The 23,185-nt window shown below is 44.2% G+C and carries 20 protein-coding genes and 1 tRNA gene; 6 read left to right on the top strand and 15 right to left on the bottom strand.

Annotated features, from left to right (window positions below):
• Positions 1-134 precede the first annotated feature (134 nt).
• The 6 genes from lp30 to JWG45_RS08140 all read right to left on the bottom strand — a co-directional run bounded on the left by lp30 (position 135) and on the right by JWG45_RS08140 (position 9,248).
• On the bottom strand, positions 135-989 hold the full coding sequence (gene lp30 / locus JWG45_RS08165) for a plasminogen-binding receptor Lp30 (RefSeq protein WP_205279309.1): 855 nt from the start codon (positions 987-989) through the stop codon (positions 135-137).
• 487 nt (positions 990-1,476) lie between these two features.
• Positions 1,477-4,797: a carbamoyl-phosphate synthase large subunit gene (gene carB / locus JWG45_RS08160; protein ID WP_205279279.1), complete on the bottom strand. Its 3,321-nt coding sequence runs from the start codon at positions 4,795-4,797 to the stop codon at positions 1,477-1,479.
• A gap of 42 nt (positions 4,798-4,839) precedes the next feature.
• Positions 4,840-7,107, bottom strand: a complete 2,268-nt coding sequence (locus JWG45_RS08155; RefSeq protein ID WP_205279278.1) for a sulfatase-like hydrolase/transferase — start codon at positions 7,105-7,107, stop codon at positions 4,840-4,842.
• 703 nt (positions 7,108-7,810) lie between these two features.
• Complete coding sequence (locus JWG45_RS08150) at positions 7,811-8,467, bottom strand: RsmD family RNA methyltransferase (RefSeq protein WP_205279277.1); 657 nt, start codon at positions 8,465-8,467, stop codon at positions 7,811-7,813.
• Positions 8,464-9,051 (bottom strand): hypothetical protein, encoded by a 588-nt coding sequence (locus JWG45_RS08145; RefSeq protein WP_205279276.1) that lies wholly within the window; start codon positions 9,049-9,051, stop codon positions 8,464-8,466. The genes JWG45_RS08150 and JWG45_RS08145 overlap by 4 nt, the downstream gene beginning before the upstream one ends.
• Complete coding sequence (locus JWG45_RS08140; RefSeq protein ID WP_100785869.1) at positions 9,048-9,248, bottom strand: hypothetical protein; 201 nt, start codon at positions 9,246-9,248, stop codon at positions 9,048-9,050. The genes JWG45_RS08145 and JWG45_RS08140 overlap by 4 nt, the downstream gene beginning before the upstream one ends.
• A gap of 105 nt (positions 9,249-9,353) precedes the next feature.
• On the opposite strand from JWG45_RS08140, the gene JWG45_RS08135 reads away from it, so the two are divergent.
• The 4 genes from JWG45_RS08135 (at position 9,354) to JWG45_RS08120 (ending at position 13,498) form a co-directional block, all read left to right on the top strand.
• The gene (locus tag JWG45_RS08135) at positions 9,354-10,358 is read left to right on the top strand and encodes a hypothetical protein (protein ID WP_205279275.1); all 1,005 of its coding nucleotides are present in this window, start codon (positions 9,354-9,356) and stop codon (positions 10,356-10,358) included.
• Positions 10,359-10,376: 18 nt separating this feature from the next.
• Positions 10,377-10,796 carry an LIC12806 family lipoprotein gene (locus tag JWG45_RS08130; protein ID WP_205279274.1) on the top strand — a complete coding sequence of 140 codons (420 nt, stop codon included), beginning with the start codon at positions 10,377-10,379 and terminating at the stop codon, positions 10,794-10,796.
• A 149-nt stretch (positions 10,797-10,945) separates the two neighbouring features.
• Entirely contained in the window at positions 10,946-11,638 is a 693-nt protein-coding gene (locus tag JWG45_RS08125) for a response regulator (protein ID WP_205279273.1), read from the top strand.
• A 9-nt stretch (positions 11,639-11,647) separates the two neighbouring features.
• The gene (locus JWG45_RS08120; RefSeq protein WP_205279272.1) at positions 11,648-13,498 is read left to right on the top strand and encodes a sensor histidine kinase; all 1,851 of its coding nucleotides are present in this window, start codon (positions 11,648-11,650) and stop codon (positions 13,496-13,498) included.
• Between the two features lie 6 nt (positions 13,499-13,504).
• Here the strand turns inward: JWG45_RS08120 and JWG45_RS08115 are convergent, their stop codons facing one another.
• The 5 genes from JWG45_RS08115 to JWG45_RS08095 form a co-directional block, all read right to left on the bottom strand.
• Positions 13,505-14,239, bottom strand: coding sequence for a hypothetical protein (locus JWG45_RS08115; RefSeq protein WP_205279271.1), 735 nt, complete (start codon positions 14,237-14,239; stop codon positions 13,505-13,507).
• Between the two features lie 48 nt (positions 14,240-14,287).
• Positions 14,288-15,205 carry an energy transducer TonB gene (locus tag JWG45_RS08110; RefSeq protein ID WP_205279269.1) on the bottom strand — a complete coding sequence of 306 codons (918 nt, stop codon included), beginning with the start codon at positions 15,203-15,205 and terminating at the stop codon, positions 14,288-14,290.
• Positions 15,180-16,205: a Holliday junction branch migration DNA helicase RuvB gene (gene ruvB / locus JWG45_RS08105; protein ID WP_205279267.1), complete on the bottom strand. Its 1,026-nt coding sequence runs from the start codon at positions 16,203-16,205 to the stop codon at positions 15,180-15,182. The genes JWG45_RS08110 and ruvB overlap by 26 nt, the downstream gene beginning before the upstream one ends.
• Positions 16,206-17,363 carry a S1C family serine protease gene (locus JWG45_RS08100; RefSeq protein WP_205279265.1) on the bottom strand — a complete coding sequence of 386 codons (1,158 nt, stop codon included), beginning with the start codon at positions 17,361-17,363 and terminating at the stop codon, positions 16,206-16,208.
• Positions 17,364-17,580: 217 nt separating this feature from the next.
• Positions 17,581-18,189 carry a S1C family serine protease gene (locus tag JWG45_RS08095; protein WP_205279264.1) on the bottom strand — a complete coding sequence of 203 codons (609 nt, stop codon included), beginning with the start codon at positions 18,187-18,189 and terminating at the stop codon, positions 17,581-17,583.
• A 92-nt stretch (positions 18,190-18,281) separates the two neighbouring features.
• Here JWG45_RS08095 and tmk point away from each other — a divergent pair, with 92 nt between their 5' ends.
• Entirely contained in the window at positions 18,282-18,917 is a 636-nt protein-coding gene (gene tmk / locus JWG45_RS08090) for a dTMP kinase (RefSeq protein ID WP_269750283.1), read from the top strand.
• A gap of 98 nt (positions 18,918-19,015) precedes the next feature.
• On the opposite strand, the gene JWG45_RS08085 is transcribed toward tmk, so the two are convergent.
• On the bottom strand, positions 19,016-19,402 hold the full coding sequence (locus JWG45_RS08085) for an LIC10421/LIC12816 family protein (RefSeq protein ID WP_205279261.1): 387 nt from the start codon (positions 19,400-19,402) through the stop codon (positions 19,016-19,018).
• Positions 19,403-19,530: 128 nt separating this feature from the next.
• Between JWG45_RS08085 and JWG45_RS08080 the strand changes: the two genes are divergently transcribed.
• Positions 19,531-19,602, top strand: a tRNA-Arg gene (locus tag JWG45_RS08080).
• 731 nt (positions 19,603-20,333) lie between these two features.
• Here the strand turns inward: JWG45_RS08080 and JWG45_RS08075 are convergent.
• From JWG45_RS08075 to JWG45_RS08065, 3 genes are all read right to left on the bottom strand, one after another.
• Complete coding sequence (locus tag JWG45_RS08075; protein ID WP_205279260.1) at positions 20,334-20,789, bottom strand: hypothetical protein; 456 nt, start codon at positions 20,787-20,789, stop codon at positions 20,334-20,336.
• 134 nt (positions 20,790-20,923) lie between these two features.
• Positions 20,924-21,583: an ankyrin repeat domain-containing protein gene (locus JWG45_RS08070; protein WP_205279259.1), complete on the bottom strand. Its 660-nt coding sequence runs from the start codon at positions 21,581-21,583 to the stop codon at positions 20,924-20,926.
• 437 nt (positions 21,584-22,020) lie between these two features.
• The gene (locus JWG45_RS08065) at positions 22,021-23,184 is read right to left on the bottom strand and encodes a YncE family protein (protein WP_205279258.1); all 1,164 of its coding nucleotides are present in this window, start codon (positions 23,182-23,184) and stop codon (positions 22,021-22,023) included.
• Position 23,185: the final 1 nt, after the last annotated feature.

The raw sequence follows: 23,185 nt of genomic DNA, 5'->3' as shown, positions 1-23,185 counted from the left end.
CCGAGTAAGGATGCTGCTGCGGACCGGGAAGGTAAAAAGGATTCTAAAAAAAGTTCGCTTGAGAAAGGATCTAAAATGGATTCCGATCCTCCAGAAAAATGAAACCGAATCGAAAAGAATCCGTTTTGCAGAACTCAATTTTCCAAAGTTGCCTTTTTTCTTTCCGCAAAGGATTTCCAATAACCCTGAGGATAGGCTTTGATTATATTTTCGTAAAATAGCTTTTCGGCGTTTTTTTCGTTCACAACTCCGCCGTAGAAATATTTTCGAAGGAAATCGGAATCCATATTTTTGATATATTCTTCTCCCGGCTCCAAATGAATGGCCACTTTGTTGCCTGAAAAAATTTCGGTTAATTTTGGAGTATCATCGGAAATTCCGTAAGGATCGTCCGGAGTCGTTGGAACCACCTTCGCCATTAGAATTCCGCCGAAAGTGATTTCTCCCGCCTTGGTTTTGATCGGAAACGCGCGAAAGGATTTGGAAGGATCGAGCGTAAAATTTCGAAACACGAATCTTCGACAGTTCTGTCCGCAACTGACTTGATAGAGGTAATTGATTCCGGTGATCGTATATTCTTTCGAAGGATCGAAAGAAAGCAGAAGATAAAAAGGAGACAAATAACCGGTCTTCCCTTCGTAGTATTGTGTGGACTCGACGGTTTCAGCCTTCACAGGATCTTCGTTCGGATAGCGCCTAACGTCCTTCGGATTATTTTTGGAGTCTTTGAGAAGAATTTCGGAAAATCGAACACCTTCGGTTCCCAGCTCGTGAAAAACAGTTCCGGAATCCTTGCTGAATAAGTTTAACAAATCCTGATGTCTTGGATTGTACGCGTAAAGACCGAAACCGATCACACCAAAGGAACGTTTCTCCTGATCGGATACCGGATTTTGCACTCTTACGATTTCCTTTGTGCAATTCACGACGAGCGCAAAAAATAGAAATAAAAGGAAATGACTTCGAATGTTTGATTTAAGATTTCTCATAGAAGCACAAAATAAATTCTTTTCATTCTCTGCCAACATTCTTTCTACAATGGAATTCGTTTGTACGTTGACGTTCGTTCCCGAAATGTTGATCGACAATTCGACAAGGATTCTTTCTTACTTCGACAAAGTTCCGTCGATTCGATGAGGATTTTTAAACCAAGAAAATTAAGAACGGTTTCGGACTCCGAATCTCTAAGAATAAATTCTTTCCTCTAAGATAGAAAGCCGGATCAATACTTCCGTTCATTTTGGAAGTGAAAATAGAATCGAACTTTTTCGGCGACGGGGAACGACGAATTCAAAACCGATACGAATGGAAAAGGTGGGCTCGCAATTTACGAAACAAAAAGTGGCAATTACTACGAGCGGCTCCGCAAATTGCCAAGTTGTGATCGAAAACCGTCCAATGCGAACAGATTCGATCACACGTTTTTACCGCTCTTCTGAGATGTTAATACCGCACCCGATCCAAATCAAGACTTCGTCAGAAAATCTTAGGCATCGCGTGGATTTCTTGAAGAGAATGGATCGTAAATCCCTTATTCTTCATTTCCACCATACCTTTGATGAGCGCCTTAGCCGCGTTAGACGTTGTCAGACAAGGAACCTTAAAGCGAATCGCCGCCTGACGAATGGTAAAGCTGTCGTCCCTCGTCACTCTGGAAAGCGGAGTGTTGATGATCAGATGGATTTTATTCTCCCTAATATAATCCAACGCAGTTGGAAATACTCCGTCATACACCTTGTTGATCTTGGAGGAAAGAATTCCGTTGTCCGATAGGAACTTATGGGTTCCGGAAGTCGCGATCAGATTGAAGCCGAGTTCGGAAAGATCTTTGATATAGGAAAGAAGTTCCAACTTCGTCTTATCATTGATACTCACAAATACGGTTCCCTGAGATGGGAGTTCGTCCCCGGCCATATACTGCGATTTCAAAAAAGCTTCCCCGGCGGTTGAAGCGATTCCCATCACTTCACCGGTGGAACGCATCTCCGGACCAAGAATCGTGTCCACACCCGGAAATTTATTAAACGGAAGAACGACTTCTTTCACGCTCACTTGAGAAAAAGCCATCTCTTTTGGAAGGGGTAGGTTTCTCAGTGATTCTCCCATCATAATCCGGGTCGCATATTTTACGATCGGATGACCGAGCGCTTTCGATACAAAAGGCACTGTTCTGGAAGCTCGAGGATTGACCTCGATGATATAAAGGACTTCGTTTTTGACGGCGTATTGGATATTGATCAGACCCTTAACTTGGAGTTCGATCGCGAGGGCCACGGTCGCGGAACGGATTTCATCCATTATCTTTTTGGAAAGTGTTTGAGGGGGAAGCACACATGCTGAATCGCCGCTATGAACCCCGGCTTCCTCGATATGTTCCATGATCCCGGTGACAAAAACTTCCTTCCCGTCGCAGAGCGCATCCACGTCCACTTCGATCGCGTCTTCAAGAAAAGAATCTATCAAAAGCGGTTTGTCTTTGGAGATTTCTTCCGCTTTCTCCATATATCGATCCAACTCTTTCTCTTCATTGATGATGAGCATCGCTCGTCCGCCAAGGACGTAACTTGGACGAACCAAAACCGGATATGTGATCTTCTGTGCGATCACCCTAGCTTCTTCCATCGAGGTCGCGATCCCGCTCTCAGGAGAATTTAGTTTCAATTTTTCTAATACTTCAACGAAACGTTTTCGATCTTCCGCGCGGTCGATGGAATCCGGACTCGTCCCGAGAATTTTCACTCCCTTTCTTTCCAGATCCTTTGCGAGTTTCAGAGGAGTCTGTCCCCCGAATTGGATGATCACACCTTCCGGTTTTTCATTTTGATAAATTCTAAAAACGTCTTCCAGCGTAAGAGGTTCGAAATAGAGACGGTCCGAAGTGTCGTAATCCGTCGATACGGTTTCGGGATTCGAGTTGACCATGATCGACTCGATCTTCAGATCCTGAAGTGCATAGGAAGCCTGGCAACAGCAGTAGTCGAATTCGATCCCTTGTCCAATTCGGTTCGGACCTCCACCCAAGATCATCACCGACTTCGCGGGGGTCACGGCCGATTCGTCCTCTTCGTCGTAAGAAGAATAAAAATACGGAGTATAGGCTTCGAATTCTCCTGCACAAGTATCAATCCGTTTATAAACCGGAAGGACCTTTTTAGAATCGAGCTCCGCTTCAATTTCCTCTTCCGTTTTTCTGAGAAGATTCTGAATTTCGGTCTTCTTGAGATCCACACGAAGACCGCCGTCCAAAAGTTCCAGAATCTCCTTTTTACTTTTCAAAAACGCGAGTTGTCGATTGGAAAAGCCGGCCTGTTTCATCTTCCGAAGAATCGGGTTCCCTTTTTCGGAGAATTCTTTTTCGAGTTTGAGAAGATCTTCCATCTGCCAGAGAAACCAGCGATCCACTTTGCAGAGATCATGAATCTGATCCACGGAGTAACCTTCGTCCAAGGCGAGTTTTATATAAAAGATACGTTTGTCGTTGGGACGTTTCAGAAAGGAATCGATCCATTCTTTTCTCTGCCCCGGATTTAAACTTCTAGAATATAATAATTCCTGAAAGTATCCATCTGAACCGAAACCGTAACGGTCAGTTTCAAGAGATCTAAGGGCCTTTTGAAAACTTTCCTTAAAGGTTCTTCCGATCGCCATCGCTTCACCGACGGCTTTCATCTGAACTCCTAGGGTATCGTCGGTTCCGGGAAACTTTTCGAAAGCAAAGCGGGGAATTTTGGTGACGACATAATCGATCGAAGGTTCGAACGAAGCCGGCGTCACACGGGTGATGTCATTCTTAATTTCGTCTAACGTGTATCCGATAGAAAGAAGCGCTGCGATTTTTGCGATCGGGAATCCTGTCGCCTTGGAAGCCAACGCAGAGGATCTGGAAACCCTCGGATTCATCTCGATCACGATCACGTCTCCGTTTTCAGGATTCACGGCGAACTGGATATTGGATCCGCCGGTTTCCACTCCGATCTCACGGATGATGGCGATGGACATATCTCTAAGATTTTGATATTCCTTATCGGATAAGGTTTGTTGCGGAGCCACGGTGATCGAATCTCCCGTATGAACTCCCATTGGATCGATGTTTTCGATGGAACAAATGATGACCACGTTATCCGCGAGATCCCGCATCACTTCGAGTTCGAATTCTTTCCAACCGAGAACGGATTCTTCCAAAAGAACCTGACTGATCGGAGAAGCTTTGAGTCCTTTAGAAACGACCTCTTCAAAGGTTTCTTCGGTGAAGGCGATTCCTCCTCCGGTTCCGCCGAGAGTAAAAGCGGGGCGAACGATCAGAGGAAGTCCGAGTCTTTTTTTGATTTCACTCGCGTCTTTAAGATTATGGGCAAGACCGGAGTCAGGAACTCTCACTCCAATCTTCTGCATCGCCTTCTTGAAAAGATCCCTGTCCTCAGCCTTTTTGATCGCCTCCACTTTGGCGCCGATCAACTCCACATTGTATTTTTCTAAAAGTCCGGCGTTGTTGCAGGCAAGAGCGAGATTGAGAGCGGTTTGACCGCCGACTGTAGGTAGGATTGCGTCCGGTTTTTCCTTCTCAAGAATTTTCTGAACCACTTGAACCGTCATCGGTTCCACATACGTGGCGTCCGCGAGATCCGGGTCCGTCATGATGGTTGCAGGGTTTGAGTTAAGAAGAATTACACGAATTCCTTTTTCTTTGAGGGCTTTTGCGGCTTGAGTTCCCGAGTAATCGAATTCACATGCTTGACCGATTACGATCGGACCAGAACCCAGGATGAGTACAGAGCGGATATCTTCTCTTCTAGGCATACTGAAAATACAGCTTTTTAGTTCAGCGCTATCCTTCAAGCATCAATTTGACGATGGCAACAAATACTCCCCGGCTTTCTTAAATTTTCCGGAAGAAAGCAAAAAGGAATAAAGAGACTCCTTAAGAGAGGAACATTGTGAAATCGGAAGGGAATTCGTATTCCAAGGATCTCGAATTCTATCGTAACAAGCCCAGAGAACGCCGTCTTCGGAAGGTATATATATGAGTTTGCGCTTTGCGCTCTGAAACATTCGATGTTTGGAAACTATGATACTTTCCTTTGCATAAGAATCTCCGATGGAGATAAACGGAAGATCCCCCGTTTCGATCGAATGGAGCTGAAGAATGTTCGGATAAAAAATTCTTTGCTTTTGAAAAAAATGATCTCCTCGGTCGCTGAACCAAATCCCGGTTTCTCCATAGACCGACCGATCGTCCTTCCAGGAAGAAGATTGAAACGCAAAGGAAAGATCTCTACCGGGACGATTTTGGATCTCGCTTCGGATCGTATTTTTTTCGGGAGAATCTCCGATTCTTTCTAAAACGAATTGCAGAAGAGTCGGGAACAAATCCAAGGAACTGCTGATTCCCGAAAACGTTTTTCCGCCTCCGGCGTTGGAAGGAAACTTTATCAAAAGAGGAATATGGGTCACTCCCTCCCCCCTTAGGTGTTCTCCGTGTCCGTGGCTATGATCCGCTTCAAACAGGGATTCACCGTGATCGCTTGTAAGAACGATCAGAGTGGAATCGTAGATCCCTTCCTCTTTTAACTTCGCTACGATCTCTCCGACCGATCCGTCAAAGGAAGCGATCGCAGCCTGAAAAAGCCCGTTGATCTGTTCCCTATCCTCGCGACTCGGAGCGGAGGAATCGCTCGGATCCACAAACTTAAAGTATTTAAACTTTCCATAATATTCAGGATTTGTGAATTTTTGATAATACGGAAACGGAGGACTAAACGGAAAGTGGGTGACCGAGGAAAAGAATACGGTAAAAAAGGGAACTTCCCTTTTTTTCAAACCGGGTAAAAGATCCGGAAGAATTTTAGAATCATCTCCCAAGCTCGGAAGACCTTTGAGAGAAGAAAAATATTCTCCAGCGCCCGGGATCGAACCCGTCAAAATTGGAAGGAGAAAAATTTGAGATTCCAAAATCCTCTGAGCCGTAAGAGTTCCTGCGTGAAAGATCGGAGCCTTAACAGATTGAAAACCCCAATCAGCCCTGGGAAAAATATCTCCCGCAAAGGAAGAGACGACGTTTGTCTCGTATCCGAGTTCGCTCAAAATCCGAGGAAGGGTTCTCGAAGAAATCCGGGTCATTCCAGAGCGGTCCTTTGCATCGGGGAACATATCCTGAATCCCATGTACAAAACTCGGCTGTCCCGTGAGGAGGTCGGCCCAGGCGGGAAAGGTTCTCGGGATCGTCGTATGATGATCCTGAAATAGAATCGAGTCCTTTGCCAGCAAATCGATGTTTGGTGTAAAATTTTCTTTCTTCTGAGAAAATCCCATCTTATCATAGCGTAGACTGTCCGCGCTGAGAATGAGAATATTCGGAAGACTTTTGGAAACGTAGGTTTTGGTTTTTATTTTAGAATCCTTTCCGCTCCAAGAAATTCCCAGAGTTACGAGAAGCACTCCCAACCAGACGAACTTAGATCCCTTGGAATTCTGAAAGACCGCACTCAAAAGGTAAACCGAGGAGACAATCCAAATCCCCAGGACACTTCCTAAAAGATGAAAACAAAATAAGAACAGACAAAATAGGGTAAAAAAGCTCAAGAGCCTCCATTCTTTTTTTATCGCAAAAGAGAAGATTCTCCATCCTACAAATCCGACTAACAAAACAAAGGCGGCCACCTGCGGAACCAAAGGAGAAAGACGATCCGTGAGAAAAAACAAAAACGGACGCAAAAACGAAAAACGATCAAAGAAAAATTCTCCGTAGAGCTGAGGATATAAAATAACGGAATGAATCCAGAGTAAAAAAACGAAAACGGAAAAGACGATGATTTCTTTTTTGGGAGAAATCAGATTTTGATCCTCGGGCCCTCCGGCGCCAAAAAGAACCAGCGCGATTGCTGAAAAAAGAACACCGCTCGCAACCAAGGTTCCGGCGTAGTCTTTTAAGAACAAAGGAAGAAAAGACAAAAACAAAGATTGAAACTCGGAAAGATCGACTCCCATGATCTGAAAAGAAGAATTAAGAATCAAAGTAAGCAATGAGACTCCCATTCCGATCGTAAAAAAGCGGAAGTAACGCCGAAGAGAAGCGTCTTTCAGGATAATTTGAATTTGTTCCAAGTTCATTTTTTCTTTTCTTTTTTCGAAAGATCGTTTCGATTTTACGTCAGACGGAACCTTCTCGCTTCTGCAAGTTGATTCATAAGTTGCTTTTTTAATTTTCTCAGCATCGTTGTTTTTTTTAAATATCCATAATATTCTATTATTATAATATGACTTTTCTTTGTAATTCCCTCTCGATTCTCGAGAGAATAATTTCAAGACGGACCCTCACTTGCCATATTGAATAAAGCCGCCCGTTCCCTTCTTTTACGAAAGTAAACAGAACCTTGAAAAGAATCTGTCGTAGGTACAACGTTCTACTGTGAAAAGTCGCGCGCCCCGCCCTGATCTTTGGGTGGAGGGGCGGGTGGTGGAAAAATCCCGGAAACTCTCCTCTATCACAATATTCCACTATTCGCAAGTAAAATTCTCCTTGTAGGAGTTCCTACGAAACCCTTTCTCGCAATACGATCCTTGTTGCAGTTTCTCTCAACGTGTGGGTAAACTGATAAGATCTCGGGTGTTGGAAAACTCCGGGTGACTTTTCTCTATCCTAAAATCATAATTTTGCCCGTTAAAAGTCCTAAATGTAGGAACTCCTAAAAAAAAAATCCCTCTTGAATCTTGTTGACTCTAAATCGATTTCCAAGTTGTGGATTCGGTTACGCGGTTTTTCCCGAAAGAACACAAACACTTCGTAACGAAAGACGGATCCATCCTTCAATTCCTAACCTTCCCGACCCGGAACTTCATCTCCATCCGATTCGGATCCCTCCACGTTCGTATCTTCTGCTTCTTTCGTTTCCGATTCGAAATCTTCCATTCCTCTTACTCGGTAAGTCAAAAAATTCTTTCCAAACTTGCGGGTGACAAAATCTGACCAACCGGGCGAAACCGGTGATTGGACAAACACTATAACTGTGGATTCTTCCTTCAAAAGCGCCTCGGCGAGACTCTTCAGCTTTTCATTCTTCTTATCCCAAAAAGAATACGGCGGATCCAAAAAATAAACCTTCGATTTTTCGGGGATATCGAGCTTATCATAAAAACGGAATACGTCTTTTCGAAAGATCTCCTTGGCTCCCCCGATTTTATCGAATAACTTTCGAAGACTGTCCGATCTTTCCCAAGCCAGTTCGTATAAAACGACTCTCCCAAATCCTCTGCTGACCGCTTCGAGAGCCATCTGCCCGGAACCCGCAAAAAAATCGATAAAGGCAGAATCTTCAGGAATCAATCTGCCTTTCAAGACCAAGGAACCTAACACGTCAAAGACGGATTTTTTGATCACCGCGGGAGTGAAGTTCATATTCCCGGCGATCGCCGGAGGCGTTTCGATCGACTTACCCTTCAGCGTCCCCGTTTGCACTCTGAGTAGTTTCATGTCTGTGCCTCCATTTTTTTATCGATGCTCAATTCTAAGATCCGGATTTTTTTATTCAACTTTTCGGTCGATTTCCATTCTTTCAATTTGGAAAGAACCTGTTTCGCCTCCGAATACTTCCCGGCTTCAAACAGGATACAAGCGTATGTGTAGAGACCTTCCGCATAACGCACTGAAGCCGCCCCGTGTTCTTGAAAAATTTTTCCCCAGTGGATTCCGGATGATTCCTCCTCCAATACCAGACAACGTTCCAAAAATAAAAATACGGAGTTATAGAATATTCCGGGATGAGACGACTTTTTTTCGTAGATACTTCGGAGAGTTTTATCGATCTCTTCCGGATCCTTCTCCGCGGCCGTGTACAAAAGAAGAATGCGATAGTCCACTTCTTCTTTTCGAAGTGCGGAACGCGACACCTTCACTAGGGTATCATAGTTTCCCTTTTTATAAAAATCATAAACGTCGCTAAAATCGGTGGAAGAAACTGATTTTTGAGGGGAGAGAAAAAAAAATACAATTACAAACCCGAGGAACCGGGAGGCAAAATTCTCTTGGAACTGCCTGACCGGCCGGGCAACTTTCAAAGTTCGATCACTGCCGCCGAACCGCACATGGGACAAATTGCCCCTTCCGGACCGTAATCCTCCGCTTCAAAGGCTTCTTCTTCCCAACGGTGGTCACAGTCCTCGCATGCAAACGTTACAACGTCCTCATCCGTAGCATCTTCATCGTCTCCGGTTTCCAGTTCAAACTCTTCGTCAAAATCGTAATCGTAGGGCATAAATCCAACGGAATCAAAGGTGTCTTCAGTGTCAAGTTTTAGGGCTTGAAGCAAATTCAAAAAATACGTGAACCCTGGATAGGCGGGTAAAAACTAGGACGCATTATGCTGTATCAGTCCGGCCTGAAGAGTTACAAAAAGAAGACCAGTTATAAACCGTATATTCTTACGATTCTCTTGATTACCTTAGGAGGGGTCGGATTTTTTTTCCGGCAGGATATCAAAAATCTCTTCGCCGGGGATCGGAAAATTCTTCTTGAAAAGGAAAGAAAGAACGTTCAGCAACAGATTCTTTCAGGAAATCTGGAGGAAAGTTCTGTCAAAAATTTTCAGAGCGCGGCTAAGGACTACGTTGCGGCAAATCCTACGGACGAAGTGGGTTATTTTTACACTGCATTAGGAAATTATTATTCTTTTTTGTTAAACGGTTTTTCTTTCGATTCGGGCACGTTAGTCAAGCTTTCCTATTCGGGTTTTAACGACTTTCTCAAAGAGGACGCGTCTTATCTTCCGATCTTGGAGGAAATGTATCGGAACGGGCTCCGCGCGAAGTCCATCGATCCGGCGATGCGCGAAAATCCCGATAACGAAGTGATGATCGCATTCGGTGAAACGATCAAACAACATCTTTCCCGAAAATCACTCACGAGTCTTTTGAACTCGATTCCTTATGATAAGATCAGTCCGGAGTTTAAGACGGGTTATACTTGGATCTCCCTTTTAGGAGCTTCTCTCTCGGGAGATACGGAATTCTTAAAGAAGAATCTGGCAAGCCCCGAATCCACGGCTTCCATTCTACTCACGGAAAGAGAGGCCCACTTTTTGACGGGACTTTCCGAGTTTCGTGCCGGCCAATATGTTTCTTCTTTGAATTTTATTCGAAAGGTGAGAAACGAAAATGAAGACTTTATCACAACCGGGTCTTGGATCTTAGAAGCTAAAATTTTCAGACTTCAGAATCTTCACGCAAAATCCATTACGATCCTGGAAGAACTTTTTCCGAAAGCGGAAGAAAGAAAGGATGAGATCATAAAACTCGCCAGAGAAATCATAGAGGAAAAACCGCTTCTCAAAACAAAACTCAATCTGGAACTCGAAACGGATCAATAGAATTCTCGAGCCAGAAAAATGATAAACGAAATGAAATTTAAAAAGACATTCTCTGCTTTTCAAAAAATGTTCGGTTTTAAATTCGTTCTTTCCGTTACGTTTTTAACGATCACCTGCGGTTTAAAGCCGGTCCCACCGCCCGAAGGAAAGTTTTGCGACACTTGGCACAAACCTGTGGATTGTGTAGAACTCGATTTTAGAAAAGGGGTCGCCAATCTCGGACGAGGTGCGATTCCCTTGCGGATGAAAAGTGTCGTCAACTACCAAATCGCATCCGATCACAATCAAACGATCCTCGTAGAAGTCCTTCACGAGCATCGGGTAAGAATCTCGTATCCCGGCGCTGAACCCAGGCTTTATCTAAAGATCAAAGACAAAGACGATCGTAAAAGAAGATGGGAAAAAGCAAAAGAAGAATGGAACGAGTTTTTTAAATAACCCAACACCTCGCTGTTCAGGGCTACCTTTGGATCTGGAAGATATAAATCGTGAGAAGGAGCTGGCCTAGTAAATCACACCGGCAATCGCACAAAGACGAAGGGAAAAATTTAATTTACCGATCGAAGGCAATCCGAAGAATCAGGTCGATGCTCAAACGCGAAGATTCCCAAGAGACCCATTCTGTTTCGATCATAGAAGACAATCTTCATACCGCCCTCAATCTTCAAGAACTACTCTCCAAATCAAGCGATCTCAAATTCTTAAAACACTATTCGAACGCGCAAGAAGCCATTTCTAAATTACCGGACGAAGCTCCCGACATCGTCATTTTGGACATAGGACTTCCAAGAAAAAGCGGCTTGGAATGCCTGCGGGAACTCAAGGACAAAACGCCTAACACAAAATATGTGGTCTTTACGGTTTTTGAAGACGAGGAAAAAATTGTGGAGGCGATTCGGGGAGGTGCATCCGGATATCTTTTAAAAGACACTTCTCCTGAATTATTTCTCGCCGAACTCAGAGTAATCGTATTAGGCGGGGCACCGCTTACGCCTCGGATCGCGGACAAGATCATACGGGAGTTTACGAAAAAAGAGGAAACAAAAAATCCTCCGATCGTAAACACTCTGGGTTTGACCGAAAGGGAATTGCAGATTTTGAATTTTGTCGCGCTGGGAATGACTTTCCCCGACATCGCCGACGAATTGGATATTTCCAGTCATACGGTGAGCCGACATATTGAAAAGATCTATAAAAAGATGGAAGTTCATTCCAGGTCCGAAGCGATCATTCGGGGCAGAAGAATGGGGATCATACGAGACGTTCCCGGTTATCCTTAGAGGCCGTCTATGAAACGGATCGTATATTCAATTTTTATTATTCTATTTTTTTCGATCATGAACCTTTGTTCGCCCTCGACTTCATCCAAGGAACGTCCGACCGCACAAAAGGGCGTGATCGATCTAAGAAATTTCAATCTCAACGAACAAAATACGACCCTAAACGGCGATTGGGAATTTTACTGGAATGAATTGGCTCAAGGAAATCAACCCGTATCAAAAAGTGTTTTGTATAAACCGGTTCCCGGGATTTGGAGGGATTACGATTCTTCCTATACACTAAAAGGTTATGCGACCTATCGTTTACGCGTGTTATGCGACTGGAACCGCCCGAATCTAAAGATTAGAATTCCGAGACTTCCCGGAGTTTACGACGTTTATTTTGACGATCACAAAGTTTATTCCAACGGGCTTGCCGGAACGGACGAGATCGACACGGTATTTTTGGCACATCCTTTGATCACGAGTGTCTTCGTTCCGTCCGGGGATTTTCGGATCACCGTCGTCGTTTCCAATTTTAAAGGAAATCATCTCAAAGGGGGGATTCGAAATTCTTTTAGAATCGGAAATGGAAATTCGATCGATCTGGAGGAAAGAAGATCAGAATGGTTGGAAATCATTCTGATTACAGTGATCTTCTCATTCGGAATCTATCATATCGTATTCTTTTTTGCTTATAGAAAGGATCCGGTTCCGCTGAACTTCGCGGCGTTTTGTTTTTTGGTGTCCCTTTATACTTTTATCACTTCCGGGATTCAATACATGGCGATTCCGAGCCTTTCTCTCGATCTTAGAATCCGAATCGAATTCTTTTGCGAGGTTGCCTTTTTTCCCACGACCTATCTGATCCTTAGAAAAATGTTTCCCGTTCAATTCGGGAAAAGGTGGATTCGGATCGCGATCGCGAGCACGGTAGTATTCGTAATCGGAATACTACTCTTGGATGAATACAATCTGGTTCGATTGTATTCCCTATTTCTCTATATTCCTCCGATATACGCGATTCCGATCATAGTCCCTTCATTTTGGGCGTATCGAAAACGGGAAGCGAGAGCGAGAACGATTCTTCTTACCGGTCTTGTTTTAGCCTTAACGATGTTAAACGACGTGGTATACGGTCTGTTTGAAGTTTACGTTCTGTTTCCTTACAGTTTCCCGTTGGGATTAGTCGTCTTCGTCGCGCTCAATTCTTATATCATTTCCTCTCGATTTACGGAAGATTTGGAAAAGGCAAAAGAATTTGCACAACTTCAAATCAAATATAACGAACAACTCAGACTTCAATCGGAGGAAAGAACCAGAATCGCATCCGACATTCACGATACGATCGGTTCCGAACTGACCGCGATCCTTTTCGAATTGGAATCCAAAAACAAGGAGGATTCCACTCTCAAAAAGCTAAAAGCTGAAGTTACACATCTGATCTCGAACGTAAGAGACATCGTATTCTTAATGCAACATTCGGGAACTCATAAGGAACTCGTGGAAGACGTGATGATCCGATACGCCGAAAGAATCCAAAACACCGGGTCGATCCAAGTGAAAACGGACATCAGAGAAGTTTCCGACGTATTACGTCTGGATCAGTGCCTACATATACAGAAAATATTTTTAGAGTTAATGTCCAATCTACTCAGACATTCCGAAGCGAAGAACATTCAAATTTTATGGAATAAGGAAGGGAAAACACTAACATTAAAAATCATCGACGACGGAATCAAGTTCGAAACCAACAAACCTATTTTTTCCGGAATCGGGTTGAACAATATCCGGATGCGTGCGGAAAAGCTGAAAGCAAGCTATGATTTTAATTCGAAAGACGACAAAAACCTATTTGAAATAAACATTCCGATTTTATAATATTTCTTAATCGTTACTTTGATTACTGAGAGAATCCACGTAGATCGGCCCTGAAACTTTTTCAATCGACACCGACCGGATCGAAGATTCAAACCGATTCAATCGATCCAATTTTCTAAAAAGGTCCCTCACCAAAAGTAAGGCAATCCTCGAGTTCCCGCTCCCGGTCAGGACCAGATTTTTTCCACGGCTCCAAGATTTTCTCGGATCGGTTCCGGTATCCGCATAAGGAGCGTAAAAACGTTTTTTGGAAATAATACAAAAAGAATCAATGATGGCTTCGATGGCTTCCTGGTTGTGATCCGCTTCGATTCTCAATTTAAGTTCGAACCACTGATAATATTCTAATTTTTTATTCTCATAAAACGGTTCAAAGCCGTAAACAGAGAAGGAGAGTTTGGAAAGAATTCTTCGAAAACCGATCCATCGAAACCATTCGATCGCAAGAACGATCGGGAAAAAAAAGAAAATCGTCGCCATCGTAGGACTTTCCAGCATTTCCGGTATCACAAGACAGGGAAGATAAAAACTGGGGAGGCCCATTCCTAAAAGCCAAAGAATCGGTGATTGATTTAGAATCCAGAGATCGGCCATGACAAAACGTGAGAATTTTTGAATATACAAAAACGGTTTTGTACGTCCCAAACAACGAAAGAACAAGAGAATATTTTTTTTAAGTTTGCGAAGCCTGGTTTTTCGGATAACGGAACGTTCAAGATCTGAAATTTCGGCCTCTTTCAACTTTTCGCGTTCTTGAAAGGCTTTTCGAATCGGATCCAAGGGAATTCTTTAACGACTCCTCATCTCAGGAAAGATAAAGTTGATACCGAAGATCATTCCCTGCGCTTTTACCTCTTCGGGGACTTTTCCGAAATTCTGGCCCCGGATAGAATCCACACAAGCCTGACCTACGATATCCTGTCCTTGGGTTGAGATCAGCCTCGTATCCAAAACCTGACCGCTGTCGCTTAACAAAAATTGAACCTTGACCTGTCCCGGAGAAATACCCGCACGGATCACGGTTCCCGCCATATCTCGATACGCAAAGTTCCCACCGCCCGGAGGAGCAAAACTTCCTTCGATCTGTCTCAGCATTCGTTTAAAATATTCGTAACCCGCGAGTTTTTTTCTGGGAATCGAAAGCGCCTGACTTCCGTCCCAGCGAAAGAGGAAGTCTTGTTCGAAACGGTAGTTAAAAGGAATTTTGGTCATCCTTCCGTAAGTCTGAGTGCTTTGTTTCGTATTATCCGTGTTAGACGTTTGCACCGGATCGATTTTATAAATTCCTACTTCGAAGGCCTTTTCATCGTTTTTTTCCAAGGACTGTTGTTTTTGCGCTTCCGAATTTCTTCTTGCAACGCTTCCCATCACGAATTCACGAAACGGACTCGCGGAGTGAAAGCCTTCTTTTTTTGTAATTCCGCCGGCGCCGGCCGCGTCCACGTTGGAAAGGGCTTTGTACTCGTCTTTGATATGTTTGTCTACGAAGTCTTGTTCCAAAAGAACTTCGTAGATTTTTTCTTTTTCCTCGTTGCTCTCCATTTTGACCAAAGGTTCGCTTCCGAGAATTTTCCAGAGCATGTTGCGTGTGAGAAGATGAGCGGTAAAAAAAGACGCGAGCGCGAGAACCACAAAGGAAGCGTAGATCAACCTCTTGTCGTCCTCCGGCATTCCGGAATATTCAGAATAAAGTCGGGTCTTGTCCATTGTTTCCGGGAAAGTCTCCCATTCGCTTCAGTTGATGATACGCCTTTTCGGTAGCCACTCTTCCGGCGGGAGTTCGATTGATGAGTCCGATTCTCACCATAAAAGATTCGTACGTGTCTTCGATGGTTTTTTCCTCTTCTCCGACCACGACGGCGATCGCTTTCAATCCGACGGGACCGCCCTTATAACGATCGATCATACAACCGAGGATCTGTCTATCCATAGCATCCAGTCCCAGGTCGTCAATCCCCATCTTATCAAAAGCTTTGATACAAAGATCCTTTTTGACGGAAGAATGACCGTCGACTTCGCTGAAGTCTCGGATTCGTTTGACGAGATGATTTGCGATTCGAGGAGTTTTTCGAGAACGTTTTCCGATTTCAAGAGCCGCGTCCTCTTCGATTGCAACGTTCAAAATTTTAGAAGAACGCAAAACGATTTCCTTCATCTCCTCGTCGCTGTAGTAATCCAAACGAAGTTGAATTCCAAAACGACTCTTGAGAGGTTCGCTGATAAGACCGCTTCGGGTTGTAGCTCCGACCAAGGTAAAAGGTTTGAGAGGAATTTGGACCATCTGTGCGGTCACACCTTCTCCGATCACAAGGTCGATCATATAATTCTCCATCGCGGGATAAAGAATCTCTTCGAGTTTCTTGTGAAGCGTATGAATCTCGTCTATAAAAAGAATCTCATTCTCACCCATGCTCGTGAGAAGACGCGCGAGATCGGCCCCCTTCGTGATCACGGGAGCGGAGGTGATCGTAAGTCTGGTTCCCAGTTCGTTGGAGATAATTCCGGCGAGAGTTGTTTTTCCGAGTCCGGGCGGACCGGAGATGAGAACGTGGTCCAGAGCTTTTTTTCGATTCTTCGCAGCTTGGACGTAAACTCCGAGATTGTTTAGAACTTCTTTTTGGCCTATAAATTCGTTTAGAAGAGACGGGCGTAAACCCGACTCTTCTTCAAATTCTTCTTCAGGATTGAGGGTGTGGGATTTGGACAATCAGTTTGGTCTTTCCTTAAGCTGAATCGAAAGTCTCGAAACGTTTCCTTGACGGAGGATCGTAACGTTGATTCTATCTCCCACCTTATTCTTCTTCACCGTATTGACTACGTCTTCGGGGGAATTGATCTTGGTTCCGTTGATCTCGGTAATCACATCCATCAATTGAATTCCCGCACGATCCGCCGGAGAATCATTCTGGATCTGAACCACAACCGCTCCACCGGAAATTTTTAACTGTTTCGCATCCTCTTCATGAAGATAATCCACTCCGACTCCGAGCCAGGCTTGTGCGGGACGTTTCACCTTTCCTGTGGTTTTCAATTCTTCCATGATCGCCTTAGCTTCGTTGATCGGAATGGCAAAGCCGATTCCCACAGAACCTCCGCTTTGAGAAGCGATCATACGATTGATTCCGATCACACGACCGTTGATGTCGAGAAGCGGACCGCCCGAATTTCCTTGGTTGATCGCGGCGTCCGTTTGAAGATAATGAACTCCGCTATTATCGATTCCCGCACGGCCCACCGCGCTCACGATTCCCGCGGTGAGAGATTGTTCGTAACCGAGAGGAGCTCCGATCGCAATCGCCCAGTCGCCCACTTTTACGGCGGAAGAATCTCCGAGTTCGATCGGTGTGATTTCGGAATCCGGTTTGATTTTTAAAAGAGCCAAGTCGATGGTCGCATCGGAACCGACGAGTTCCGCGTTGTAAGTTTTCCCCGTCTTGAGACGAACCGTAAGCTTATCCATAGAACGAACCACGTGTTCGTTGGTAAGAATATAACCTTGCGTGTTGAGAATGATTCCGGAGCCCAGACCGGTTTGTTTTTGTTTCATCACTCTTCCGCCGCCCTGCCCTTTTCCGAAGAATTGATCAAAGAAAGGATCTCCGAACGGATGAACGGGAACGTTTTGAGTTCTTTCGGTTGCGATGGATACGACGCTCGGAGAAGCGGTTTGATATACTTCTTCAAAAGCCTGTTGAATGGTAATAGCCTGGCGAGCCGCCGGAGTCGGTTCCCTGTCTCCCTTAGCGCTTAGGAAAAGAGGACTGTTCTGATTGGATCCGCAGAACATCACAGGAGATAAGAATGCTCCGAGAAGAAGTGAGATGCTGACGATCGCAAAATACTTCAGTTTTTCCAAGTTTTTCATTGAATTCTATCCCTCTGAAAATGAATTTCCGATAGGTACTGAAAGGATCGGCTCGCTCCTCCGACTGTCAAGTTGGATTTGGAAGCAAGTCTCTTACGGAACCATATCGGATACAAGTTGGATTTGGACAGGAGGAGAATTCCACACTGCCTTGTTTGATTAGACCTCGAACCGAAGAAAGAGTTTCCCGGAATTTGAGAGAGAAGGGAAAAACGGATCAGCGCCGCAAGTGAACCGGAATTTTCTTTTTCAGCGCATTCTCCCGCATTTTTTTGAGAGCCTCTTTTGAGTTCGTATATTTCAAGATCGCTCTTTCCACAATCTGAAGAGAATAAGAATCCAAAACTTCCACGGGAACGATTTCCGAATCCGCTTCCACTCTCAAAATCGCTAGGTCCAGTCTTTTATCCAAACCGATGATCTGCGCCTCATAGAGTTTTCCGGACTTCAGTTTTACATTCAACTTATCATAAGCGCGAATAACGTGTTCATTGGTGAGAATATAACCTAACTGATTGATGACGATACCGCTTCCGAGGACCGCCTCCGTTTTTTTTGTTTTGGAGGTTCCCTTAAAAGAAGCGTTTTGAGAATTTTCATTTTTTTCGGAGGTGATTTGGACGGCACTTTGGGAAGAATCCGGATAGACCTCTTCGTAGATCGTATGGATTTGAATAGGGCCTTTCGAAGAGGAAGGAATGGAATTGAGCGTATCGTTTCTATTTGTGGAATTTTCTTTTCCGGAATAAAAAGTGCAGAACTGAAAGAAGAGAAAAATGAACAGAACGAAAAAACCCGCACGAAAGAAGGGAAAATTATTTTTCATCTGGGAATTTTTACTGGATTCTTCCTTTTGAAACAAATCCATGTATCTAAAGAAGAACGGTTTTGAATCGATCCGTCCCTGTCAAGGTTGAATTGGAAAAGGTAAAAATGAAAAAAGAATCTCCGCTCTTCGTGGTATTTGAAGGCATCGACGGAAGTGGAAAGTCCACTCTTTGCAGATCGGTGACTGAACTTCTTCTCAAAGAAGAAATTCCCGCGGTCTCGTTCACAGAGCCAACCCATTTAGAAACCGGAAAGTTTTTGAGAAAGTTTTTAAGAGGAGAGATCGAACTCAAAACGGAAGAACAGATCGAAGCCTTTCTTGCCGACAGAGAAGAATCCTTAAAACAAAATATTCTTCCCGCGCTGAAATCCGGAAAGAATGTTCTTTTAGATCGATATATGTATTCCACGGCTGCGTATCAGAGCGGACCCGATCTTTCTCCGGAAACGATTCTCCAAAAAAACCTGGATCAAAAGTTTAGAATTCCGGACGTTCTTTTTTATCTGAATCTAAAACCGAAAATCGCTCTGGAAAGATTGAGCCGAAGAAAGGAAGAAAAGGAAAGATTCGAAACTCTTTCGCAACTGGAAAAGATTCATTCCGCTTATGAGAGAATTCTTCCAAAGGAAACGATTCGGATCGACGCCGAAAAAGGACCGGACCAGATCGCGGAGGAATGTCTGAAAATTTTATTAGATAGAATCCGGATAAAAAAGAAGAATTAGGGCGCGGGAAGACTTTTCTCTAAAAACTCGGAAACGGTCCGAAGAAAGGGGCCTTTCTAAATTCTTAGAACCAATTCAATCACATTCTATTTTTTGAATCAATGACTTTCGATCGGCAACTGTTTGAGCGCCGTTTCGTGACGATCTGCCTGTCTATCTAAAGAATCCGCCATTCTATGAAGTTTTTCTTTTCGAGCTTGTGCATGGAGAAATTTTTCTCCTCTGGAAAGTTTCGCGAGTTCTCGAAGTTCGTTGGCTCTGTTTCTTTTTGCAACCGCAGTCGCTCTGAGATAATTGGCGACGGCTTGTTTTTGTCCGGGTGTTACCGCGCTTTCAACGAGCGCCTTTTCGAGAAGTCTTTCCTCTTCTTCTTCGCTTACGGAAAAAACAGGTGAAAGAATCCCCAAAACCACAAGGAGGAATAAAAAGTACAATCCCTTTCCAAAGAAAATTCTATTCCAATCCATCCGAAACGAAACCTGCATCTCTACCTCTATCTTTTAGGAAAAGGATTTCATACCGATTCCCTTTTTCAAGGACTTTCCGTCCTTAACGACCCTTTCCGGATTTGCATTTGACAACGGTGGCCTCTCCAAAAGACTCATTTGTGAGCGTACCTATAGCTCAACGGATAGAGTACAGGCCTCCGGAGCCTGGGGTCCGGGTTCGAGTCCCGGTAGGTACATTGCGCCCCATAGGAAGCAATGGAGTCAAAAGCCAGCGGAGCGTTGGCGTTGACTCTTTGCGAAGCAAAGAAATCAAACTGCACCTTCTCCCCAAGAAGCATCAACACCTTCAAACTTTTCCATAACAATGTCAGGACTCGAAGCGAGAACTTGAAAGCGTTCATAGCGATCCATAGAGAGCGTCATGAACGCGACCGAACCACAGATAGGTTCCGACCCGTAGGGAGAAACCTGCTGAGTTTTTTGTGGTGAGGAAAGTTCGAGACGCCGTGGAGCTAAATTCGTCACGATGACGAATTGCGTAACGGCGAGTCCCTATTAACTCAATGTAACGCTTCCTATGGGTCGCGTTACAGGTACATTGCGCCCCATAGGAAGCAATGGAGTCAAAAGCCAGCGGAGCGTTGGCGTTGACTCTTTGCGAAGCAAAGAAATCAAACTGCACCTTCTCCCCAAGAAGCATCAACACCTTCAAACTTTCCCATAACAATGTCGGGACTCGAAGCGAGAACTTGAAAGCGTTCATAGCGATCCATAGAGAGCGTCATGAACGCGACCGAACTACAGATAGGTTCCGGCCCGTAGGGAGAAACCTGCTGAGTTTTTTGTGGTGAGGAAAGTTCGAGATGCCGTGATAGATTCTGACCCGTAGGGAAGAATCTGCTGAGTTTATGCTGCACGACGCGAAATTGCGTAACGGCGAGTCCCGGTCGAACTCAGTGTAACACCCTCATCCGGCTTCGCACAAATCCTTCAGCGCCTTTAATGCCTTGGGCCACATATCTTCGAACATAGCCTTGTATTCTTGTACGGTTTGCATCTCTATGATCAATTCCGTTTTACCGGAGTCTTGTTCTTGGAACGTATAATTCTCGAAAGCGGGAGTCCACTTTTTCACCTCTTCGCTTTCGGTATCGACGACTCCGTTGTTGATCATTCCTAAATGTTCGATCGAAATAAATCGATACATGATGTTTTCTTTGACCCGACTGTACATACCTCCGATGCCGCCGTTTTCGTCCGGTCCCAAAAAGCGGATGATGCTTCCTTTTTCCCAGCTTCCTTCATAGTAAGAACCCGCGTGAAACGCTTCCGTCCAAATTCGATAACTCTGATCGTCGAGCATCTTGTGCCAAACGGTCTTTACGTCGGCGTGAATTAAAATCTTAAAACTTAAAGTTTCCATTTGCAATTCTCTCTTTCTCTAATTTGCTTTTTTCAGGAAAAGACCTCGGCAAAAATCGGATCCGTTTTTGTTTTTTTCTTTGCGGGAACGTATTGAATCAAATACGAATTTATTATTAGGATAGATTTTAAAAATCAAAAAATCTCCAATTCCCTCGCTTCTTCCACATTCCCTTTTTCTAATGCGATCGCATAAGGGGTTTGCTCTTCTTCGCTTCGACTGGTTTTGTCGGCTCCTTTTTTCAAAAGGATATGAATGATTGCGATACTCCCTGGACGGCTTGCGGCGAGATGCAAAGGTGTAATTTTTCCGGGTTCTTGGATCGCGTTCGCATCCGCGCCTTTTTCCAAAAGGAGTTCTACAATCTCCTTCCTTCCGGTTGCAATCGCAGAATGCAGCGCCGTATTTCCGTAAGACATCTTACTCTTCGACGTGAGGTTCAGGTCGGCTCCGGCTTCGATCAAGAATCTTACAATCTCTAAGTGACCGAAATAAGAAGCGAGGTGCAACGCGGACCATCCGTCTTTGGAAAGAACGTTGATCTCTTTCGGAAATTCCAAGATCAGTCTTTTTGTTTCTTCGAGATTTCCGAGCGCCGCGGCCTCGAAAAGATTTCGATTCGGACTCAGTTCGAAGATCTCTTTGGAGAGATCCAGTTTTCCGTAGTAGATAGAAAATAAAACCGGAGTGATTCCTTCTTCCGTAACACTTTCGAATAGACTGGGATCCCGTTTTAAAAGACCAATCACTTTGGATCTGAGCCCGCTCGCTATCGCCTGAAAGAGTTCCTGCATATTCTCACCGTCGCTTTTTGTGCATAACTTTACCCACACGTTGTTGGGGTAGGACGAAAATCTGTCGGAACTACGACAATCTTTCAGTGAACGTCGCGCGCCCCTCCCAAATTTTGGGTGGAGGGGCGGGTGGTGGAAAAATTCCGGAGACTTTCCTCTATCATAAAATCAAACTTTTCGAAAGTAAAAAATTTCATGTAGGAATTCCTACAAAATACCTTTTCCGAGGACGATTCTCATTATATCCCTCTCAACTTGTGTGTAAGGTTATGCTTTTTGTGAGAGGATTGAATCTCTTTTTAAAAAAAAATCAAGAGATTTCAAAAGAATTCTCACCTCTTCTTGAAAATCAGAATTCTTTTTTAAGAATCGAATCCGACAAAAACGTTTTCTACGTTTGAAGAAAGCGGGACCCGATTCCAACTCCGAAGTTATGACTATTTTAATTCGATAATATCATAGGGTTGTAAGTCAACGGAGATCGGAGTTGGAGTAAGAAGCGAGTTCCCCCTTTCCGTATCGAACATCGTAACACCAGGCTGTTGAAACTGAGTGTTGCCCACGTATAGAATTTTATCGGAAGCGAGTAGAATACTTGAGAGACTTGCATCGAAACTGGAAGGAATGCGTAAGAGTGTGGCAACTTTTTCTCCGTTGCTCGGATTAAAAACCGTTAGAGTTTTCGTAAAACTCGAATCCAACACGGAAGCATAACCGACCGTATCGGATTTAATCTGAACGTTCACGATATCTCCTCCCGCATTCGATTCCGAAAACAAAAACCTTGGGAGAAAAGAACGGGTTCCAAGTCGAAAGGCGCTCACACCTCCGTCTATCTGACTTAAAAAACCCATTCTTGAAGGAGTTGCAAAAATAAGATGCGGTTCACCGAAAAGATCCAAGAGTTGCGGCTTATTCAAAGGATTGGATGCGGGAAAAGTATAATTTCCGATTACCGTATCCGTTGGAACGTGGATTTCAAGTAAGATCGAAGTTGTATTCGGAGGGAAGTAACCGGAAGGATCGTTTCGATCCAATCTCTGAAGACAAACAAAAAGAGAATCTCCGACGATCTTCATTCCGCTCATTTCAGGGATTCCGTCCGGAGATCCCCCGGAAGAAAAGGTTTCAGAATAACTCCCCAAATCGATCGAACCCGTAATCGTCATCGAGGTCGGATCCAAAATCAGAAGCCGACTGGAACCGTAAAGGGTAACGTAAGCTTTGGAAGGCCCCGCAAATTCCATATCCGCAGGGTTAACCTTGGATCCGAGAGCAAGTTCGGAAACCGTAACGAAGCCGAGATTGGGATCTAAAACTTGAATACTATCTCGATTGAGAAGATTTAAAATATAAACTCTACCCAAACCGAATCTTGCAAGAGCATCCGAATGAATCGGAGTCAAACCGGGATAACTGTAAAGAAGGGAAGGATTGACAACCTTAAATCTTCCTCCCCCGCTGAAATCGGAGGTAACAACTCCGATATTCCCGGAAAGATTCTGAGCCAAAAGAAGACTCAAAAAAGAAGGTTTTTGAATATCCTGGCAGGAAACATTCAATAGATAGAATATAATGAATAACAAATATTTCAATCTCATA

Source organism: Leptospira ainlahdjerensis, assembly GCF_016919175.1.
GTDB classification, from domain to species: Bacteria; Spirochaetota; Leptospiria; order Leptospirales; family Leptospiraceae; genus Leptospira; species Leptospira ainlahdjerensis.
The sequence above is the reverse complement of the archived record's forward strand: the minus strand, read 5'-3'. Positions and strand labels throughout refer to the sequence as shown.

What these genes read in the sequence shown, in the direction of transcription:
- lp30 (WP_205279309.1), bottom strand. Translation starts at nt 989, where the DNA reads ATGAGAAATCTTAAATCAAACATTCGAAGTCATTTCCTTTTATTTCTA.
- carB (WP_205279279.1), bottom strand. Translation starts at nt 4,797, where the DNA reads ATGCCTAGAAGAGAAGATATCCGCTCTGTACTCATCCTGGGTTCTGGT.
- JWG45_RS08155 (WP_205279278.1), bottom strand. Translation starts at nt 7,107, where the DNA reads ATGAACTTGGAACAAATTCAAATTATCCTGAAAGACGCTTCTCTTCGG.
- JWG45_RS08150 (WP_205279277.1), bottom strand. Translation starts at nt 8,467, where the DNA reads ATGAAACTACTCAGAGTGCAAACGGGGACGCTGAAGGGTAAGTCGATC.
- JWG45_RS08140 (WP_100785869.1), bottom strand. Translation starts at nt 9,248, where the DNA reads ATGCCCTACGATTACGATTTTGACGAAGAGTTTGAACTGGAAACCGGA.
- JWG45_RS08135 (WP_205279275.1), top strand. Translation starts at nt 9,354, where the DNA reads ATGCTGTATCAGTCCGGCCTGAAGAGTTACAAAAAGAAGACCAGTTAT.
- JWG45_RS08130 (WP_205279274.1), top strand. Translation starts at nt 10,377, where the DNA reads ATGATAAACGAAATGAAATTTAAAAAGACATTCTCTGCTTTTCAAAAA.
- JWG45_RS08125 (WP_205279273.1), top strand. Translation starts at nt 10,946, where the DNA reads ATGCTCAAACGCGAAGATTCCCAAGAGACCCATTCTGTTTCGATCATA.
- JWG45_RS08120 (WP_205279272.1), top strand. Translation starts at nt 11,648, where the DNA reads ATGAAACGGATCGTATATTCAATTTTTATTATTCTATTTTTTTCGATC.
- JWG45_RS08110 (WP_205279269.1), bottom strand. Translation starts at nt 15,205, where the DNA reads ATGGACAAGACCCGACTTTATTCTGAATATTCCGGAATGCCGGAGGAC.
- JWG45_RS08100 (WP_205279265.1), bottom strand. Translation starts at nt 17,363, where the DNA reads ATGAAAAACTTGGAAAAACTGAAGTATTTTGCGATCGTCAGCATCTCA.
- JWG45_RS08095 (WP_205279264.1), bottom strand. Translation starts at nt 18,189, where the DNA reads ATGAAAAATAATTTTCCCTTCTTTCGTGCGGGTTTTTTCGTTCTGTTC.
- JWG45_RS08085 (WP_205279261.1), bottom strand. Translation starts at nt 19,402, where the DNA reads ATGCAGGTTTCGTTTCGGATGGATTGGAATAGAATTTTCTTTGGAAAG.
- JWG45_RS08075 (WP_205279260.1), bottom strand. Translation starts at nt 20,789, where the DNA reads ATGGAAACTTTAAGTTTTAAGATTTTAATTCACGCCGACGTAAAGACC.
- JWG45_RS08070 (WP_205279259.1), bottom strand. Translation starts at nt 21,583, where the DNA reads ATGCAGGAACTCTTTCAGGCGATAGCGAGCGGGCTCAGATCCAAAGTG.
- JWG45_RS08065 (WP_205279258.1), bottom strand. Translation starts at nt 23,184, where the DNA reads ATGAGATTGAAATATTTGTTATTCATTATATTCTATCTATTGAATGTT.